Raw genomic sequence first — 15,257 nt, 5'->3', positions numbered from 1 at the left:
GCAGTCGCGCCGCGGATGTTGGCTGCGCGAGGCTGGAAATCAGTCGTCGATGTCGACCAGGCCGGCGCGCCAGAGCACCGCGTACACCTCACGCAACGGCACCGCCAGCACTCCGGCGACGACATCGGTCAACGGGTCGGGCCCGATGAACACGGATAGACCTGCCACGCCTGCCACGGTGAGGAAGCCAGGCATACAAACGTCGAACACGCCATGACGGGAGGGCAACGAATGGCCGAAAAATCACACGGCGCGAGCCACCGTGACGCAGTCAAACGGATCACCGAGGCTGAGGCCTTCAGCGTGAACCTGCCCGTGGTGGGCCGAATGCGGATACCGCGTCCGGAGCACCTCGCGTACTACGGCGCCTTGGGCGTGCTGGCCGCCGTCGAGATTCTCGACTGGCCTATCGCCCTGGCGATTGCGGCCGGACATGCATTGACCGAACAACATCACAGCCGGGTCGCGCAGGAGATCGGCGAGGCGATCGAAGACGCCTGAGGCCGCTGCGCTGAGTGACTTCGCGCCGCGCGAGTTCCGAAGGTAGCGTCGAGTCGTGGCTTACGGTCGTCTCGCAGATCCTGACAGCACCCTCGGCACCGATCCCCGCTCCGACCCGCGAATGGTCAAGGCGCTCGCGCAATTTGGTCTCGACAATCGGTTGCCACCATTACCGGTGACCGCCGATTCGCCGCTCGAGGAGCGGCTCGAGTTCAGCAAGCTCGGCGAGCAGGGCATGGCTGCCGTCTTCGCGTCGCTGGCACAGGAAGCACCCGCAGTGCATGGGGTGACGACCACGACCACCACGATCCCCGGCGATGGGAACGAGGTGACGCTGTACATCAGTCGCCCCGACGGTGCGTCCGGCACGCTGCCGGCTGTGGTGCACCTGCACGGCGGCGGCATGGCGATCAGTCGGGCCGCCGACGTCGCCTACATGATGTTGCGGGAATACCTCGCCAGCACAGGCGTGGTCGTGGTGGGTGTCGAGTTCCGCAACTCCGGCGGCACGTTCGGTCCGCATCCGTTCCCGGCGGGGCTCAACGACTGCGCGGCCGCCACCAGGTGGGTATCGGCGAATCGCGCTGAGTTGAGCGTCAGTCATCTGATCGTGTCGGGCGAGTCCGGCGGGGGCAACTTGACGCTTACCGTCGCGCACAAGGCGAAACGCGAAGGCTGGGTGAACGAGATCGCCGGGTTCTACGCGCAATGCCCCTACATCTCGAATCGCTGGTCGGAAGACTGCGACGATCTGCCGTCGATGAAGGAAAACGACGGGTATTTCATCAGCCTGCAACAGCTTGCGGTACTGGCATCGCTCTACGACCCGACGAATGCGCATGCCGCAGACGCCACCTGTTGGGCGCTGGCGGCCAGCGACGAGGAGTTGAGCGGGCTACCGCCGCACGTCATCTCGGTCAACGAACTGGACCCACTGCGCGATGAAGGGTTGGCCTACTACCGCCGCCTGCTGGGAGCGGGGGTCCCCACCGTAGGGCGCATGGTGCTGGGCACCTGTCACGGCGGTGACTTGATGTTTCCTGCCGCCATGCCCGAGGTGTTCGAAGCCAGCATGCGTGACGTCAGCGGATTCGCGAAGTCACTGAGCTGACAGCCACCGGCACGGGCGGACGTGCACAAGGTCGACGGCCGCCGCGGTGTTCTCGTCGTCGTAGAAGTACGGTCCGTCGATCCGGCCCAGCCAGTAGCGGCCATCGCCGTCGCGCGTCCAGACGAACGAGCCGTCCGAGATCGCCATGAACCGCTCGACCCGACGGCCAAGCCGCTCCTGCTCGCCGCGATCCCTCACCCGCCTGCTGAACCCGCACACTCCGAGCCTGCGGGCACGCTCGACCGCCGCCCGGCTATCGACCTCGTCGCTGCGCGACCGCATTGGTGCGCGATAAACCTCCGGCATAGCGCTCATCCTGCGCGATATGCTCCGGCACGTGGCAACGTTCTGGCGCTACGTCAAGATTCAGCTGATGATGTTCGTCTTCGGCATCGTCGGGCCGATCTTCTTGATCATCTTCTTTGCCACGCAACCCGATCCGACGACGAAGTGGGCCTACTGGGCCGGGCTGTTCATCACCGCGGCCGACGTGCTGATCGCGATCGCGCTGACCAAGGCCAGCGACCCGAACAAGGCGCCCGCCGATGTCCGGCTCGCGGTGAAGGTGGCGCAGCGCCTGCAGGGCGGCAGCGTCCACATCAGCGAGGGTTCGGCGAGCACGTACGACCCGTTCTCGTCGACCGCCCTGTCGTTCGCGCCGACTGACTCCGGCTCCTCGTCGTCGGACTATTCGACATCCAGCGATTACTCGTCGGCGACCGAGTCCTCGTCCAGCGATTCCGGCTCCTCGTCGAGCGACTCCGGCAGTTCGTCCTCCTCGAGCGACTGACTACATCCTGTCGGCCGCGACAACGGCGTCGGCGAACGCCTGCGGCGCTTCCTGCGGGACGTTGTGCCCGATGCCGTCGAGAATTCGGTGCGCGTACGGACCGGTGAACATCTTGCGGTAGGCGGCGCCGTCTTTGTTTGGGCCGTCGAAGTCGCTGCCGATCGTGATGGTGGGCACGGTGATCGGCGGGCTTGCGGCCAGTTTCGCGTCGAGTTCGTCGTACCGCGGTTCCCCGGGTGCCAAGCCCAAGCGCCAGCGGTAGTTGTGGATGACGATGTCGATGTGATCTGGGTTCACGAACGCCGCGGCGCTGCGGTCGTAGGTGGCGTCGTCGAACTGCCATGTCGGCGAGGCTTCGCGCCAGATCAGTTTGTTGAAGTCGTAGGTGTTCTGCCGGTAACCCAGAACGCCGCGATCGGTTGCGAAATAATACTGATACCACCAGCCGTGCTCCGCTTGCGGTGATAAAGGCTGTTGATTGGCAACGAGATTCACGATCAGATAACCGCTCACCGAAACGAGTGCCTTGACTCGTTCCGGCCAGACCGCGGCGACTATGGCGGCATTGCGTGCGCCCCAGTCGAATCCGCCGAGCACCGCACGGTCGATGTTCAATGCATCCATGAAGGCGACGACGTCGTGCGCCAGCGCGGCCTGCTGCCCGTTGCGCACGGCGTCAGACGAGAGGAACCGTGTGCTTCCGTAACCGCGCAGGTACGGGATCAGCACGCGATATCCACGTGCGGCCAGAATCGGCGCGACGTCGACGTAGCTGTGGATGTCATACGGCCAACCGTGCAGCAGGATCACGGGAGGGCCGTCCGCTGGTCCGTCCTCCGCGTACCCGACATTGAGCAGCCCGGCATCAATTTGGTTGAGCGAACCGAACGAGGTGTGCGTCGGCGATGCCCCCGCAAGTGCCGAACTGGCCACTGAGGTCGCTGCGACGGCAAGGCCGGCGGCTCGCGCGAAGTCGCGTCGAGTGATCATTGCGCGTCGTGCCTTTCAGCTGGTCGCCCGTTTGACGTGACCGGCGATCACGTCGTACATCTGGCGAGTGACCTCGGTCGCGTCGCTCATGATGTTGTAGCCGTGATCCACGCCGCTCACCTCGATGTATTCCACCAGCGAGCCGGCCGCGTCCAGTTTGTCCGCGTACCGTTTGGCTTCGCCGCGGAGCCGGTCGAACTCTGCCGTGACGACCACTGCCGGTGCGATACCGGCGATGTCATCGGCGTTCGGTCCCCACGCGGGGGAGGCCAGCCGGTGGCGGCGTTGTGCGCGGTCGGGGATGTAGGCGGTGTCGAACACTGCGCTCATCCATGGCTGCAGGACCGCTTTGTTGCCGAGCGGAGACGGCTTGTCAGCGGCCTGCGTCACCAAATCCAGTGGCGCGTAATGCAACATCTGCAGCGCGATCGGTGGGCCGCCCTCCTCGAGGGCCATCCGCGAAACCGCCGCCGACAGGTTGCCCCCTGCGCTTTGTCCTCCGACGCACAGCCGTCGGCCGTCCCAGTCACGTTCTTGCTCAGACGCCCAACGCAGTACGTCGTAGACCTGTTCCACCGGTGCCGGGAACCGCTTGTGCGGGGCCAACACGTAATCGGTATTGACCACAACAACATTGGCGCTGGCGGCGAGGTAGCGGCACCACGGATCGTCTTGTTCGCGATGACCAACCACGAAACCGCCGCCGTGCACGTTGACATACACCGCGGGCCTGCCAGTCTGCGGCCGCGGGTGATAGATGGTCGCCGCGACAGGCCCGCGGCGCGTCTCGATGCGGGTCTCGGTCGTCGAACCGGCGATCTCCTTGAACAGAACTCCCGGCTTGGGGGTGGGGTTGACGACGGCGGCGAACAACCGCGCCGCAGCGTCGGCCACCGGCTGGCGGGTCAGAATCAACACAGCGTGGCACTCTAGCGGTCAGCTGAAGGGCGGCCGTCGGTCGATTCGCCGCGACGCCAGCCCCGCCGATCGCCACACCCGCGCAATCCAGTCGACGTCTTCGTCGGTGACCAGGTTGCCCATCACCCGCACCGCGATGTTCATCAACATCGTCGAACGCATCGCCAGCGGTCCCGTCGACGGCAGGAACCGCGGAATCGTCAGCAGCAACCCAAGCCGCCGCGCGGCCGAGAACGCGCGCGCGTAGTGCGCCGTGAGCACCGCGGGCCATGCCGACGACAGGTCGGCGGTGTCCAGCATCTCGGCCGCCAGCCTGCCGGTCTCCAGCCCGTAGTCGATGCCTTCACCGTTGAGCGGGTTGACGCACGCCGCGGCGTCGCCGATCAACATCCAGTTGGGCCCGGCCACCCCGGACACCGCGCCACCCATCGGCAACAGCGCCGACAGCGGCGCGCGCGGCTCATCGGTGAAGCCCCATTCCTCGCGGCGCAGCGACGCGTAATACGACATCAGCGGTCGCAGCGCGGCGTCGGCGGGGCGTTTCGACGTCGCCAGGGCACCGACGCCGATGTTCACTTCGCCGTTGCCCAGCGGGAAGATCCAGCCGTAGCCGGGCAGCACGCGGCCCTCCGGTGAGCGCAGCTCCAGATGCGACGTGATCCACGGCTCGTCGCTGCGCGGCGTGCCGAGGTAGCCGCGGATCGCCACGCCGTAGACGGTCTGCTGATGCCATTGCCTGCCAAGCACCCGGCCCAAAGGCGAACGCGCGCCGTCGGCGACGATCACCGACGCGCAACCGATCTCGGCGCCGGAATCCAACACCAGCGACGACACCCGTCCACTCGAATCATGTCTTACGTCAACGGCTTTCGATCCGAGCAGCATTTTGGCGCCGTCGTCGGCGGCCACCATCCGGATGCGGTCGTCGAGTTCAGCGCGGGGGACCGCGCTGCTGACTGCGGGGAACGACGGACCCGGCCACTCGACTTCGACGTCGCCGCCGAATCCGATCAGCCGCAGCCCGCGGTGTTGCACGCGGCCTTCCAGCCATGGCCCGAGGCCCAGCCGCTGCAGTTCCAGCACCGCGCGCGGGGTCAGCCCGTCGCCGCACGCCTTGTCGCGGGGGAACTGCGCCGAGTCGATGACGAGCACGTCACGACCGGCGCGACAGGCCCACGCGGCGGCCGCCGAACCCGCCGGACCGGCCCCGACGACCACCACGTCGGCCTTCACCGATTCCCCGGTCGTCCCCTGCGCTGCGCGCGTGGGCCCACCGCTCCCACTGCCCGCCGGTAAATCCACGCCTCCCAGTATGTTGGCAGGGTGAGGACACCAGCGAGTGTGGTGGCGGGGGTTGATTTCGGAGACCCCGTGTTCGCGAATGACGTGCGCGACGGAGTGGCCCGTATCGAGGACCTGATGGCCACTGAGCTGGGTAAAGCCGATGAGCTGATGTCCGAGGCCGTTCAGCACCTGTTCCAGGCAGGCGGCAAGCGGTTCCGTCCGCTGTTCACCGTGCTCTCGGCCCGGCTGGGGCCGGAACCCGACGCGTGGCAGGTCACCGTCGCAGGCGCGGTCATCGAGCTGGTGCACCTGGCGACGCTGTACCACGACGACGTGATGGACGAGGCTCAGGTGCGCCGCGGCGCCCCGAGCGCCAACGCCCGATGGAGCAACAACATCGCGATCCTGGCGGGTGACTACCTGTTCGCGACCGCCTCGCGGCTGGTCAGCAGGTTGGGCCCGGAAGCCGTACGGGTCATCGCCGATACGTTCGCGCAGCTGGTCACCGGTCAGATGCGCGAGACCAGGGGCGCGGCGGACGGCGTCGACGAGGTCGAGCATTACCTGAAGGTGGTGTACGAGAAGACCGCCTGCCTGATCGCGGCCTCCGGCCGGTTCGGTGCGACGTTCTCTGGCGCCGACGAGGAGCAGATCGAACGGCTCAGCAGGCTCGGCGGCATCGTCGGCACGGCCTTCCAGATCTCCGACGACATCATCGACATCGACAGCGACCCCGACGAATCGGGCAAGGTGCCGGGCACCGATCTGCGCGAGGGCGTGCACACTCTGCCGGTGCTGTACGCGTTGCGTGACACCGGGCCGGACGCTGACCGGCTGCGGCAATTGCTGAAGGGACCGGTCGAAAACGACGAGGACCTGGCTGAGGCGCTGCAGCTGCTGCGCCGGTCATCGGGGATGGCTCAGGCCAAGGCCACCGTGGCGCGGTACGCCGCCCAGGCGCGCGAGGAGTTGGCCTTCCTGCCGGACGGGCCTGGTCGTCAGGCGCTGGCAACTCTGGTGGACTACACGGTGAACCGGCACGGCTGACCCAGGAACTCGCACAGCTGGGCCGGGCGTTAGATCAGCGGTTAGTTCGTAGGAGGAAGCGCAAATGACCTGGCATCCGCACGCCAACACCGCGAAGACCTTTTTGCTGCTGGCGGGGTTCTCGGCGCTGATCGTGTTCGTTGGGGCGCTGTTCGGCCGCAACATCATGTTCCTGGCCGTGTTGTTCGCCGTCGGCATGAACGTCTACGTCTACTTCAACAGTGACAAGCTGGCGCTTCGTGCGATGCACGCCGTCCCGGTCAACGAGATGCAGGCGCCGGTGATGTACAAGATCGTGCGCGAGCTGGCCACCACGGCGCGCCAGCCGATGCCGCGGCTTTACATCAGCGACACCTCCGCACCGAACGCGTTCGCCACCGGCCGCAATCCGCGCAACGCCGCGGTGTGCTGCACCACCGGCATCCTGCAGATCCTCAACGAGCGAGAACTGCGCGCCGTGCTGGGCCACGAGCTGTCGCACGTCTACAACCGCGACATCCTGATCTCGTGCGTCGCAGGCGCGATGGCCGCGGTGATCACGGCGCTGGCCAACCTCGCGTTCTTCGCGAGCATGTTCGGCGGTAACCGCGAAGGCGGCACCAACCCCCTTGCGATTCTGCTTGTTTCGCTGCTCGGCCCGATCGCCGCGACGGTGATCCGGCTGGCGGTGTCCCGGTCGCGGGAGTACCAGGCGGACCAGTCGGGCGCCGAGTTGACCGGCGACCCGCTGGCGCTGGCGTCCGCGTTGCGCAAGATCAGCGCGGGCGTGCAGCAGGCACCGCTGCCGCCGGAACCGCAGTTGGCCGACCAGGCGCACCTGATGATCGCCAACCCGTTCCGGTCCGGCGAGCGCATCGGCAAGCTGTTCGCGACGCACCCGCCGATCGAGGACCGCATCCGCAGGCTGGAAGCGATGGCAGGCCGCGGCCCCGGCCTGTACTGACCCGCTACTTCTTGCGGGCCCGCGCGGTGGCCTTGGGCATCGGACGCCAGATGGCGACCGAGGTTTTGTACGACAGCTTCTTGGCCCAATGCACGCTCACCTTGACCGCGCCGACCGGGTGACCGTCGTCGATCGCCGCCTTGATTTGCTTGGCGATCTCGACCACCGAATCCGGGACCTTCTTGTAGTGGCCCTCGCGGTCGATCACCCGCTGAAGCCGACTCTTGACGAACCCGTGCGGGTCGCGCTGTGCGTCGGAAAACTTGCCGGGGTAGTCCTTTTCGGAACTTTTGACCTCGAAAAAGTAGATCCACGCGACGTCGCCCTTGACCTTGATCGCGACGAGGTCGACTCCGTGACCGCTGGGATTTTGCAGCTCGACAACCGAGTATCCCCTCAGTTTGAGCGTCAACTTGAAACTGGCCTCGCCCATCTCACCGGTGCGCAAATCACGGCCGTAGTTCTTGCCGGCTTCGGCGTCGATGCGCCTGCGCAGGTCCGTCAGTGAAGCGTCGGTGAGCGCAGCCATCTCGGCTTCCAGCTCCTCGTCCCCCGGCGCCAGCAGGCCCTTCAGCCCCTCCCACGGCTTGGTGGCCGCGGTCAGACCGACGTGCACCGCTTCGACCGGGTCGATCTTCTTCAGCACGCTGCCGCCGAGCTCCTTTTCGGTCTGCCGCACCAGACCGCGTTCGGTGTTCGAGATCGTCGGGGTGAACGCGGCCTCGGTGAGATCCGCGCGCCGACCGAGCGACGGCGCGCTGGTCAGCGCGATGGCGAACGCGGCGAGCATCGTGCGATTGATCTCGTCCCACCGCTTGCAGAATTTGTCCGCGGCCTTGTTCAGCGAATCACCCTCGTGCAGAACGTAATAGACGACCTCCTTCCAAAACTGCGGGTTGTCGTTGCCCAACACGTACAGTTCCAGGCGGTCGACACCTCGCCACGCAAACCAGCCGCCTCGCACCGCGTACCACTTGATCCATCCGACGTCCGGCCAGCCCTGCCATTCCTTACTCGGAGGTACTGGAGGCACGGGCACGATGCCGTAGGGGAAGGCCGCGACGTAGAGCCCGGGCTTGAGTGCGGTGAGCGCCTGGCCACCGGTCATGCCGAGAGCGGGCACATACATGTTGTTGTGCGCGCGGTTGGCTTCTCGCGCTCTTTCCTCGGCCGCCTCACGCGCCCACTGGTCCTCGGCGAACTCGTCGCCGCCCTGGAGCACGCGGTACCACAACCGCTCGCCGTACGAGGACAGCAGTGTCAGGTCGAACGCGCCTTCCTCCCACTTCAGCAGCCAACGCATCGCCGGGTTCCCGCCTCGTTGTGGTTCGAGCGTGTAGCGGGGCGGCAGTTCACCGCTGCGGAACACCACCTTGGCGATCTCGTGCGCGAACACCCAGGTGTCGAAGTCCAGCGTCATCGACCGTCTCAGGGTCTGCTGCACTCGCGCCTGCGGCACGCGCGCAGTGCCCCGCTTGTCGGTGCCGCGCTGTTTGGCCGTCGGCGGTGCCATGCCGCTACGCCTCGGGCGGCACGACCACCGAGCCGTTGCCGTCGATGAGGATCTGCTTGTCGATATCGGGATCGCCGCGCTCGGCGACCAGCAGGCGTCCGGCGTAGCGCAGGTTTTCCAACTCCAGCTTGCGGACCTCGGCGCGGGCCTTGGAGACGTCGACGGCGCGGTGCCGTAGCTTGAAGTCCTCGAGGTTGGGATGCTTGCCGGGCAGTGCGTCGATGTACAGCGACCGGCTGGGCACCACGATCTCCTCGCCGGGCCTGCGGGGCGCGCTGAGGATGCGACGGTATTGCTCCTCCAGGATCGGCAACAACTGGTCGAAGTCGGCCTCCGACAAGGTGTTTCGGAGCGCTTTGACGTGCTTGACGAAATCCTCGGGGGTCCATGCGCCCAGTTCGTCAGGGTCGTGCACACCGAGTTCAGTGTCGACGTACGGCGTCATCATGAAGTCTGTCAGCGCGTTGGAACGCTTGAGCGGGAAGATCATGTAGTTGCCCTTGAATCCGAGCGGGCTGTCCAGATCGGCGATTTCTGCCAGCGTTCGGTCCTCGGCCGGGTCTACGGGATCAACGGGATCCGCCGGAGTGCTGAACACCTTCTCCGAAGTGACCTTGAAGACAACGTGATCCGGCTTGGGGACGATGTGTGCCGGCGGCGTCTCAAGACGTTCGACGGTGTACTGGACCGACGACGCGCGAAGCGTCGGCGCCCTGAGCTTGTGCACCGAGAAGTAGAGCTGATCGCGGAACGTGTGACTCCAAATGGCCTGCATGTAATACAGCACATTGGCTTTGAAATGCACCCGCAGCGCCGCGACTTGAAGAAGCCGGTTGGAGTGCTCGGCCAGCGCCTGAGCGTAATCCGCGGTCGCTTTGTGCAGCGCCGCGGCTTCGCTGCGCAGTGACTCCCGCAGCTCCTGTTCGGCGCGAACAGCCTTCTCGTAGTACGCGCGTGCGTTCTCTTCGCGAACGCGAACGGCCTCGAGGTCATCGCCTTCGCCCTCGCCGGTCACCCAGTCGGAGAGCGAACCCCACCAACCTTCCTGCGCCTCTTCGTCAATTTTGTCGGCTCGCAGATTCATCATCCGTTCGAGCTCGTTGTTTCGCTGCTTGACCTCGGTCAGCAGCTGCGCGTGACTGCGCTCGATCGTCTCGACGCTGGCCCGCAGCCGGTTCACGACGCTCTGCCGTTCACGCAGCGCGAGTTCGTCTCCGACAATGGTTGTCGTCAGGTAGCGCAGGGCGTCTCGATAGCGATCGTCGAGCAGGACGCGGTTGATGATCCAACTGTGCGTGATCAGGGTGCGGTCGATCGAACGGCGACTCGGGTTGGGCACCTCCATGCCGACCAGTACCACCGGCGTCAACCGGTGCAACTGTTCGCAAATCCGGAAGCGCCGCTGCAATTCGTAGAACAAGTAGGTCACGGTGAGTTCGTCGTTGGGGTTGGTGATCTCGGTCGCCTCCGTCGACTCGAACTCCGACGACTCCTTGGTCTCGATCTCCAGCTTGTGGTTGTTCTTGTATTCGCGGGCGGCCTGAAGTACCGCCTCGCGCATCGACTTCTTGGTATCGGCCGAGTCGTCAGCGGCGTCCTTGGTGAAGGATGTCTTGCTGTCGCCGTCGGCGATGCCGATGTCGTAACTGCCCTCCGCGGTAAGCGAGAAGCTCGTCTTGCCTTGGGCTTTGCGCACGATCTCGGCTTCGTCACGGCCCTGGTCCTTCGATTCGTCTTTGCGAACCTCGAGGCTGTCCTCCATCTCGCGGACCATGCGTTCCTTGCGTTCAACCCGTTTGACGTTGATCTTGCGGGTCTCCCTGGGGGTGAGCGTGATCGTGCTGACAAGGTCGCCGACCTGATAGGTCAGCGGCTCCCACCGCTGCCGGTACGTGACGTTGAGGCCGTAGTTGACGCTGCCCGGGGCGAACACCTCGAAGCTGTACTGCTCGTGCAGCAGGGCCTCGAGCTGATCGAGCAGTTCATGCGGTTGCTTTGGGAGACCGTCGATTTGGGCGTCCTTGACACCGCCGACCACGACGGGGCCGATCGGCGGCCAGTGTGGCGGCGTCGGCGGCGGAGGTGTTGGCGGGACCGGCGGGTAGCCGGGGTCACCGGGATCCAGCGTCGGGTGGTTCGGATTCATCTGCGGGTCGACCGGACGACGGGCGAGCGCGGTCGGGACGGTCGGGGTTTCGGCGCGCATGACGTGGCCGAGTTCGGCCCGCAGCGCCTGCAACGGCTTGGCGCCGTTGTCGACGGCTGCCACCGGATCGCCGCCGGCGTCGCTGACCGCACGGGCCAGCCGAGACGAGATCTCGATGACCTCTTCGTCGACAGCATGTGTCCAGACGTGGTCGAACGCGATCTGCAGATGGTGGAAGTCATAGATCGCGGGCACGTCGGCGGGCCCGCCGCGTAAGGAGAACGCGTCGGTGCCGCTCTGCACGCCGGCTTGGTCGGTTCGGGTTTCGGTCGGCGGGGCATCGGGCGCAGCCATGGAGTCGACCAGACGGTGAATGTAGGCGGGCAAGTCGTCCTCGGTGGCGACCGGGGGGTGCCCGGATGAGGGCGCAGTGGGGTCCGGCTCGGGGGCCGCCTCGGCGAGGGCATCGGTCAGCGACGGCGGCTGCGCCGCTTGATCTTCGGCAAGCGCCAGGGGGTCCTCGCGGGTGCGGTCGGCGGTCCGGAATGCTTCCTGCGCCGCGCCGAACAGCTCGCGTTCGACGACAGAAGCCGCCACGTCGGTGGGCGTACCTGAGGCCGTAGGGAATTCGGACGGGACGTCGTCGCGCCGCAGTTGGATGTAGCCGACCGTCGGCGGCTTGGACCGGTTTGCAGAGCGGGCCAGCGCGTCCCAGCTGGCGGTGTGGGTGTCGTCCTCCGTGGAATTGGGGGGTAGATAACCGGGTTTCGTGCTCGCGTGTCCGGTGAGCTGATCGAGAAGCCGCGGTTGGAACCTGTCCTCGATCGTGCGGGCGCGTTCGCGTTCCTTGTCGACTTCATCCTTCGCGAGTTGGCGTAGCTCGTCCTTGAGCACCGACGTTCGGGCGAGTGCCTCTTTGGCGCCGTGCAACGCGAAGGAGGGTTGTTCGAGGGTGGTGTCGTCCGAACCGGCCGGTGGTGTGACGCCGGCGGCCTCGAGTGCGGCAGACGTCAGGGTGATCAGAAACTCCTCGACGACGCCTGCCTTCCGCCGGGGTTCAGGAGTGGCATATAGCTGGGTGCCGTCACGCTCACCGTCCGGCGCACGGACGACGACGACGATGTCTCGGCTCGCGGACAACTCGCACGGGTAGACGATCTCGAAACCGCCGTCTTGCCCGGTGATGACGGCGCCCAAGCGCGCGCCGCCAGTGGTATCGAGCGGGGCGGTCGCGCCGTCGCGCCGCGCGATGTCAAAGGCCGTCACGACCAGATTCGGAATGCCGACGCCAGACTCGGTGAGCACAATCCGACCACCGACGCGCTGAACTGTTGATGCCATTGCCGTTCCTCCCCCTGTGGCTGATGACGCGCCCAAGGTAGGCCTGACGGCAGTGTCGACACACGAGTAGTGCACTACTCGAGTGCCCGCCCGAGGTCAGGACAGTTGCACCCCGATTTCGTCGCAGATCGGCGGGATGATGATCAGCGCGCCGCGCGGGCTGCAGAACGGCGTACCCGGCGGCAGCGGAGGTGGCGGAGGCGGAGCCTCGAACACCGGTGCGGGGATGTCCGCCGAGATGAAGCTGTCCAGCGGATTGCCATGCAGATCGACCATCCGCACGTTGCCCTGGCCGAACGGCACCGTGTACCAGGTGTGGCACATCTTCATGTCCCACTTGATGTTGTTGAACGGCAATGCTTCGCCGGGGCACCAACTGTGCGGCTGGGCGGAGAACGTGTCGGCGTGAGCGGCGCCTGCGCCGAACACCAGTGCGGCGCCGGCGGCCAGCACCGCGGCCGGGAGCGAGATTCGGTTCATTCGTCCAGTACAGAGACCCCGCTGAGCTACCGATCCCAACATTGTCGTGCGGTAACGCGGTGGGATCGAGGGTCGATGTGCTCAGTATGGTGCGAGCCAGAAGCGGGCGATTTAGGGTGTGGACCGTGCTGAGCAGAGTTTTCCTGGGCGTCCTTGGCGCGGCGGCCGTCGTCGGCGCGCCGGGTTTCGCGACGGCTGAACCGCCGCCCGACCCACCGCCGCAGCCGCCTCCGCCGCCGAACGTCAACGCGTTGGCGCCGGTCAAGCTGTCCGATTACGCGATGATGGACGGCAACTGGTTCGCCTTCTCCACGCCGGAAGGGGTGATCTGCGCGCTGCAGAAGGGCAACGGCTACGGCTGCAGCGGCCCGATCCCCGCCGCGCCGGAGGGCGCCAACCTGGTCAGCGCGGGCTACGGCGGCCCCGCGGGCTTCTCGATCGCGCCGCGCAACGTCTTCGAGGCGGCAGCAGCGGCCAAACCACTGCCGCCGGGTTCGCGGATCAGCTATCAGACGGTCAGCTGCGGCAACGACGGGGCGACCACGACCTGTGTCGACAGCCGCAGCCAATCGGGTTTCGTGCTGAGTCCGGCGGGCAGCTTCATCATCAACTCCGAGAACCCGTTGCTGTATCGGCCGGACAACCGGGGCCCGTTCGCCAACTGAGTGGCCGTGCCTCCGACGGGGTACTCGTTGTTGACGAGTATGAGGAGGCACGATGGCCAAGGATCATGGGTCCAGCGTCAAGAACGACAAGCAGTACGAGGGTCTGCGCAAGAAGGGCATGAGCAAGGAGCGGGCCGCCAAGATCGCCAACACGCCCAACGCGTCGAAAAAGGGCGGCAAGAACAGCCACAAGAAGTCGAGCTAGACCTCACAGGTAATTGCCGCCGGGCATGTGCGGCTTGAACCGGCCGGACTTGACGGTCGTGATCAAGTCCGTGGTGGAAACATGACCGGAAGCTGCCAGCACGGTGCGGCGCACGATCTCGCGGATGTCGGCTCCGCTGATGTCGCGGCCGAAATGGGCGGCCACGGCCTCCAATTCGACGTCCTCAGCCCCCGGGACACCGTGCAAGTAAGTTGACAGGATTCGGGCTGCCGCTTCGCGGGTGGGGTATCCGATTTCGATGATGGAATCGAAGCGAGCCGATCGGACCGCGGCCGCATCAAGGGTTTTGACGTCGTTGGTGGACGCAACGGTCAGCAAGGACGCCATCGGATCGGCATCCATGACCGCCAGGAATTCGGACAGCACGGAGTTCACGCCCCGGCTTTTGCGATTGCCCACGATGAGATCGATGTCCTCGATGATGACGAGGGTCGGTCCGAAATTGCGGGCCTCCCGGTAGATATCGGACAACGCCGAATGGCCTGCACGAGCGTCGACCATCACGACGGTGAATTGGCCGAGCAGTTCGCGAGCGAGCACTCGGGAGACCAGGGACTTGCCGACGCCTGGGGGTCCGGCGAGCAGGATGCCGCGACGGACGCCGAGGCCCAGTCGCTCCATCAGATCTCGGTGGACGGTCACGGCGGCCACGTTGAGATCGATTTCGGCCCAGACCTCTTCGGGCAGAACAACACTGGCGCGGCTGATGTCCGGCAGGTCAACGGGCTCGAGGACAAGGCCTTGCTCGACGGATGCAGTCAGGGCACGGCCACGGAAGAGACTCATCCGGCCGCTGGCGTCTTCCATGATGGCGTCGAGGACCCGGGTAGCGTGCTCGCGGTCGGCGGGCGCGGCGTAAACCTGGATGCGGCGGTACTCACCGAAATCGTTCGAAACGATCCGGACGACGACGGGCACCGGTGCGAGTTGGCCTGCGTCGAAGAAGACGGCGAGCGTGGCGGGAGGTGCGACCTTTTTCTCGCCGATCTCGACCGAAGCCCATGTAGGAGGTTCGTGGTCGTCGCCGGGACCGATGGGCGGATCGAACTTGTCGATCAGCGCCGCGAGCGCCAAACCAGCTGTGATGTGGCCGACCGACGACAGCGAGCGGGCTTCGCAGATTACATCGGAGTCGAACCGGCCGAGCGAGGAGTGCAGGAAACCGTCGAAGGTCGTTCGCGTGCTTACGTTGTCGGTGAGAATCCGACCGAGCACCTCGAGCGCGCGCCGCACGTCGTGGGGCTCACCGGCGAGCACAGACGCCAGCGACGAAGACCGCTCCTCCTTTCCAGACACGGTGAA

Annotated in this window: 15 protein-coding genes and 1 pseudogene; 7 read left to right on the top strand and 9 right to left on the bottom strand. The window is 66.0% G+C overall.

The window, feature by feature from the left end; genetic code table 11:
* Positions 1 to 39 precede the first annotated feature (39 nt).
* The gene (locus A5724_RS34975; protein WP_255397301.1) at positions 40 to 195 is read right to left on the bottom strand and encodes an Rv1535 domain-containing protein; all 156 of its coding nucleotides are present in this window, start codon (positions 193 to 195) and stop codon (positions 40 to 42) included.
* A 36-nt stretch (positions 196 to 231) separates the two neighbouring features.
* On the opposite strand from A5724_RS34975, the gene A5724_RS24645 reads away from it, so the two are divergent.
* A complete protein-coding gene (locus tag A5724_RS24645) occupies positions 232 to 501 on the top strand; it encodes a hypothetical protein (RefSeq protein WP_067808530.1) in 270 nt (89 codons plus the stop codon).
* Between the two features lie 55 nt (positions 502 to 556).
* Positions 557 to 1,612, top strand: a complete 1,056-nt coding sequence (locus A5724_RS24640; RefSeq protein WP_067808529.1) for an alpha/beta hydrolase — start codon at positions 557 to 559, stop codon at positions 1,610 to 1,612.
* On the opposite strand, the pseudogene A5724_RS24635 reads toward A5724_RS24640, so the two are convergent.
* A pseudogene (locus A5724_RS24635) lies at positions 1,610 to 1,918 on the bottom strand (GAF domain-containing protein); the annotation flags it as partial. The gene A5724_RS24640 and the pseudogene A5724_RS24635 sit on opposite strands and share 3 nt — an antisense overlap.
* 31 nt (positions 1,919 to 1,949) lie before the next feature.
* Between A5724_RS24635 and A5724_RS34760 the strand changes: the two are divergent.
* Positions 1,950 to 2,402, top strand: a complete 453-nt coding sequence (locus A5724_RS34760; protein ID WP_232004968.1) for a hypothetical protein — start codon at positions 1,950 to 1,952, stop codon at positions 2,400 to 2,402.
* Here the strand turns inward: A5724_RS34760 and A5724_RS24625 are convergent, their stop codons facing one another.
* The 3 genes from A5724_RS24625 to menJ are packed head-to-tail and all read right to left on the bottom strand — an operon-like array spanning position 2,403 to position 5,543.
* Positions 2,403 to 3,392 (bottom strand): alpha/beta hydrolase, encoded by a 990-nt coding sequence (locus A5724_RS24625; RefSeq protein WP_067808526.1) that lies wholly within the window; start codon positions 3,390 to 3,392, stop codon positions 2,403 to 2,405. It lies immediately after the preceding gene.
* A gap of 15 nt (positions 3,393 to 3,407) precedes the next feature.
* Positions 3,408 to 4,310 carry an alpha/beta hydrolase gene (locus tag A5724_RS24620; protein ID WP_067808524.1) on the bottom strand — a complete coding sequence of 301 codons (903 nt, stop codon included), beginning with the start codon at positions 4,308 to 4,310 and terminating at the stop codon, positions 3,408 to 3,410.
* Between the two features lie 18 nt (positions 4,311 to 4,328).
* Positions 4,329 to 5,543, bottom strand: coding sequence for a menaquinone reductase (menJ, locus tag A5724_RS24615; RefSeq protein WP_067808522.1), 1,215 nt, complete (start codon positions 5,541 to 5,543; stop codon positions 4,329 to 4,331).
* Positions 5,544 to 5,633: 90 nt separating this feature from the next.
* On the opposite strand from menJ, the gene grcC1 reads away from it, so the two are divergent.
* Positions 5,634 to 6,641: a nonaprenyl/(2E,6E)-farnesyl/geranylgeranyl diphosphat synthase gene (gene grcC1, locus A5724_RS24610; RefSeq protein ID WP_197518773.1), complete on the top strand. Its 1,008-nt coding sequence runs from the start codon at positions 5,634 to 5,636 to the stop codon at positions 6,639 to 6,641.
* A gap of 64 nt (positions 6,642 to 6,705) precedes the next feature.
* Positions 6,706 to 7,584, top strand: coding sequence for a zinc metalloprotease HtpX (gene htpX, locus A5724_RS24605; protein ID WP_067808518.1), 879 nt, complete (start codon positions 6,706 to 6,708; stop codon positions 7,582 to 7,584).
* 4 nt (positions 7,585 to 7,588) lie between these two features.
* Here the strand turns inward: htpX and A5724_RS24600 are convergent, their stop codons facing one another.
* The 3 genes from A5724_RS24600 to A5724_RS24590 all read right to left on the bottom strand — a co-directional run bounded on the left by A5724_RS24600 (position 7,589) and on the right by A5724_RS24590 (position 13,064).
* A complete protein-coding gene (locus tag A5724_RS24600) occupies positions 7,589 to 9,097 on the bottom strand; it encodes a hypothetical protein (RefSeq protein WP_067808516.1) in 1,509 nt (502 codons plus the stop codon).
* Between the two features lie 4 nt (positions 9,098 to 9,101).
* Entirely contained in the window at positions 9,102 to 12,584 is a 3,483-nt protein-coding gene (locus A5724_RS24595) for a hypothetical protein (RefSeq protein ID WP_156752440.1), read from the bottom strand.
* Positions 12,585 to 12,680: 96 nt separating this feature from the next.
* Positions 12,681 to 13,064, bottom strand: coding sequence for a hypothetical protein (locus A5724_RS24590; protein ID WP_067808512.1), 384 nt, complete (start codon positions 13,062 to 13,064; stop codon positions 12,681 to 12,683).
* 125 nt (positions 13,065 to 13,189) lie between these two features.
* Here A5724_RS24590 and A5724_RS24585 point away from each other — a divergent pair, with 125 nt between their 5' ends.
* Both A5724_RS24585 and A5724_RS34275 read left to right on the top strand, forming a co-directional pair.
* Entirely contained in the window at positions 13,190 to 13,729 is a 540-nt protein-coding gene (locus A5724_RS24585) for a hypothetical protein (RefSeq protein WP_232004967.1), read from the top strand.
* Positions 13,730 to 13,781: 52 nt separating this feature from the next.
* Entirely contained in the window at positions 13,782 to 13,934 is a 153-nt protein-coding gene (locus A5724_RS34275; RefSeq protein WP_197518772.1) for a hypothetical protein, read from the top strand.
* Positions 13,935 to 13,937: 3 nt separating this feature from the next.
* Here A5724_RS34275 and A5724_RS24580 read toward each other — a convergent pair whose 3' ends face one another.
* Positions 13,938 to 15,251, bottom strand: coding sequence for an ATP-binding protein (locus A5724_RS24580; RefSeq protein WP_232004966.1), 1,314 nt, complete (start codon positions 15,249 to 15,251; stop codon positions 13,938 to 13,940).
* Between the last annotated feature and the right edge of the window lie 6 nt (positions 15,252 to 15,257).

The sequence above is a fragment of the Mycobacterium sp. ACS1612 genome, assembly GCF_001667505.1.
Classification (GTDB): Bacteria; Actinomycetota; Actinomycetes; order Mycobacteriales; family Mycobacteriaceae; genus Mycobacterium.
This window is presented reverse-complemented; position numbering and strand designations above follow the sequence as displayed.